Source organism: Synechococcus sp. BA-120 BA3 (assembly GCF_034931285.1).
Classification (GTDB): Bacteria; Cyanobacteriota; Cyanobacteriia; order PCC-6307; family Cyanobiaceae; genus Cyanobium.
Genome location: NZ_JAYGHZ010000421.1, coordinates 1 through 2,464 on the forward strand (window position 1 = coordinate 1; position 2,464 = coordinate 2,464).

Annotated in this window: 5 protein-coding genes and 2 pseudogenes; 5 read left to right on the forward strand and 2 right to left on the reverse strand. The window is 72.3% G+C overall.

All coding sequences use genetic code 11. The annotated features are described in order from the left end of the window. Window positions 1-430: pseudogene (locus VB737_RS16280) on the forward strand (hypothetical protein); the annotation flags it as partial. On the opposite strand, the gene psbN reads toward VB737_RS16280, so the two are convergent. Beyond that, on the reverse strand, window positions 418-567 hold the full coding sequence (psbN, locus tag VB737_RS16285) for a photosystem II reaction center protein PsbN (RefSeq protein WP_015109630.1): 150 nt from the start codon (window positions 565-567) through the stop codon (window positions 418-420). The pseudogene VB737_RS16280 and the gene psbN overlap by 13 nt on opposite strands. Before the next feature lie 149 nt (window positions 568-716). Between psbN and psbH the strand changes: the two genes are divergently transcribed. From psbH to VB737_RS16305, 4 genes are read left to right on the forward strand one after another with little or no spacing between them, the layout of a single operon-like run. Further along, complete coding sequence (psbH, locus tag VB737_RS16290; protein WP_015109629.1) at window positions 717-917, forward strand: photosystem II reaction center phosphoprotein PsbH; 201 nt, start codon at window positions 717-719, stop codon at window positions 915-917. A gap of 19 nt (window positions 918-936) precedes the next feature. Beyond that, window positions 937-1,254 carry a TatA/E family twin arginine-targeting protein translocase gene (locus tag VB737_RS16295; protein WP_500314501.1) on the forward strand — a complete coding sequence of 106 codons (318 nt, stop codon included), beginning with the start codon at window positions 937-939 and terminating at the stop codon, window positions 1,252-1,254. 13 nt (window positions 1,255-1,267) lie between these two features. Beyond that, entirely contained in the window at window positions 1,268-1,876 is a 609-nt protein-coding gene (pth, locus tag VB737_RS16300; RefSeq protein ID WP_500314503.1) for an aminoacyl-tRNA hydrolase, read from the forward strand. Window positions 1,877-1,918: 42 nt separating this feature from the next. Continuing rightward, a complete protein-coding gene (locus VB737_RS16305; RefSeq protein ID WP_015109626.1) occupies window positions 1,919-2,176 on the forward strand; it encodes a DUF3146 family protein in 258 nt (85 codons plus the stop codon). Here VB737_RS16305 and VB737_RS16310 read toward each other — a convergent pair. Further along, window positions 2,177-2,464: pseudogene (locus VB737_RS16310) on the reverse strand (RuvC family protein); the annotation flags it as partial.

Here is a 2,464-nt window from a genome sequence, read left to right on the forward strand (position 1 = left end):
CGCCGCACCCCAGCAGGCCACCCGGCTGCGGGAGCCGCTCTGGTGCCGGCCGATGCTGCCGGCGGCCGGGGTGGCCGCCGAGGCTGGGGAGCCGACCGACGTGCTGTTCCCTTCCCTCGGCGAGGACCTCCAATTGGTGGCCCTGCGGCCCCTGCCGGCGGAGGACGGCGCGGGACACGGAGGAGCGGCGGGATCGGGCGACGTGCTCCTCAGCATCCAGAACCTTGGGCCCTGCCGGCGGCGCTGCTCAGCCGGCCCGGACTGGAGCGTGCTGGGGCGCTGCGATGCCTTGGGACAGCCCCAGGTCACCGGCGACGACGCGATCACGTCGGGCGATGGGGAGGGGACGCTGACGCTGGCCCCCTGGCAGCTGGGCCACTGGCGGCTGCGGCGCGTGCCGGCGGGGAGCGCGGCGGTTCAGTCGTCGTGATCGTCGAAGGGATCGGTGAGGCCCTTGGAGGGCGGACCGAAGGCGGTGTAGACCCCGAAACCGGTGAGGGCCAGCAGCACGGCGAGCACCGCGAGGGCCACGGAGAGGGCGGGGGAGGTGCTGGCGGCGGGATCCATGGAGGGCTCTCAGGCGGGGCAGGGGGCGCGGGGTGGCGAGGATTCGGGCCTCACGCTTCCGTCACAACTCTCGACAGCCCAACTCGGTGCGGCCGGCAAGACCCTTACAGTAAGCACCGCGATCCCGTGCCCGAGAGGTCCGAGCTGCCATGGCCCAACGCACCCGTCTGGGAAACCTGCTGCGCCCCCTGAATTCCGAGTACGGAAAGGTGGTGCCCGGCTGGGGTACCACCCCCGTGATGGGCGTGTTCATGCTCCTCTTCCTGGTGTTCCTGCTGGTGATCCTGCAGCTGTACAACAAGTCCCTGCTGCTCGAGGGCATCAACGTCAACTGGAACGGCGTCGGCTGATTCCTCTCGCCCCCTGTCCATGAACATCTTCGGCATCGGTCTGCCCGAGATGGCGGTGATCGCCGCCATCGGACTTCTGGTCTTCGGACCCAAGCGGCTGCCCGAGCTCGGCAAGACCCTGGGGCGCACCCTGCGGGGCTTCCAGTCGGCCTCGCAGGAGTTCGAGAAGGAGTTCCGCACGGCCGTGGGCACTGAGCAGCCCATCGACATCTCCGGTCCTCCCGCCGCCGTGCCGCCTGCGGCCGAATCCGCCGCGATCACGCCCGCTGCCGACCCGGCAACGCCGGCGGCGGTGGTCGAGGAGAGCGCCGCACCCTCCAACGGCCCCGCCAGCTGAGGACGGCCATCCGTTGGATCTGCAACTGCTGGTGGGCCTGGGCAATCCCGGCCCCCGCTACGCCGACACCCGCCACAACGTCGGCTTCATGGTGCTGGAGCGGCTGGCCCGCAGTGGCGGCGCCAGCTTTCGCAACCAGGGCCGCCTGCACGGGCTGCTGGCCGAAGTCGGCCAGGGGGACAGGCGGCTGCGGCTGCTGATGCCCCAGACCTTCATGAACGACAGCGGCCGCTCGATCCGCGCCGCCCTCGACTGGTTCCGGCTCGAACCGGCCCAGATGCTGGTGCTGGTGGACGACATGGACCTGCCCCTGGGGCGCCTGCGGGTGCGGGCCGCGGGCGGCGCCGGCGGCCACAACGGCCTGCGCAGCACGATCGCCCACCTGGGCAGCGAATCCTTCGCCCGGTTGCGCATCGGCATCGGCGCGCCGGGCGAGACGCCCGAGGAGCGGCGGGCCCGCACCGTGTCGCACGTGCTGGGCAAGTTCTCCGCCGCCGACCGGCCGGTGCTGGAGACGGTGCTGGAGGAGGTGGAGGCGGGCATCGACCTGATCCGGCGGGTGGGGCTGGAGAAGGCAGCCAACCGTTTGAACAGTTTTCGTGCCGATCCGCCGCCATCCTGAGAGCATCGATCGACACCGACGCCACCCCCGCCCCCGCGTCCCGTGAGCCGCCTTCCCGCCACCACCGCCCAGCTGCGGGTGCTGCGCCAGAGCTTCAGCCCCTGCCTGCTGGAGGGGGAGATCAGCGCCGGCGGCTTCCAGTGGCGCTTCCGCTGGGCCTTCGACCGGGGCGAACTGCAGGTGGAGCCCTCCCTGGGGCGGGCCCTGATCCAGGACGCCCTGCTGCGCTTCCTGCTCAAGGCCGACTACCAGCTCGAACCCGGCGGCGACTACGTGTTCACGGTGCGGGCCTCTTTCTGATCAGGGCCCTGCGGCCGCCTTGCCCCGGGGCAGATCCCGCCCCAGGCGCCGCTCCAGCAGCAGCTGGGCCACCACGTCGTCGTAATCGCGGGGGGGCTGGCGCATTCCCAGGGGCAGGAGCCGCCGCCAGCCCCGGGCGGGGAACAGCTGCCAGTAACGGCGCCGCGCCGCCAGGGTGGTGCCGCGCTCATCCACCAGTTCCACCGCCAGCAGGGGCTCCAGGCGCCGCCGCCAGGGGCCGCTGCCGGTGCCGTCGCCGATCACCACGGCCGCCAGGCCCTGCTGGCC

Bases quoted from the DNA above. Each gene is read 5' to 3' on its own strand.
- psbN (WP_015109630.1), bottom strand. From the start codon at position 567: ATGGATCCCGCCGCCAGCACCTCCCCCGCCCTCTCCGTGGCCCTCGCG.
- psbH (WP_015109629.1), top strand. From the start codon at position 717: ATGGCCCAACGCACCCGTCTGGGAAACCTGCTGCGCCCCCTGAATTCC.
- VB737_RS16295 (WP_500314501.1), top strand. From the start codon at position 937: ATGAACATCTTCGGCATCGGTCTGCCCGAGATGGCGGTGATCGCCGCC.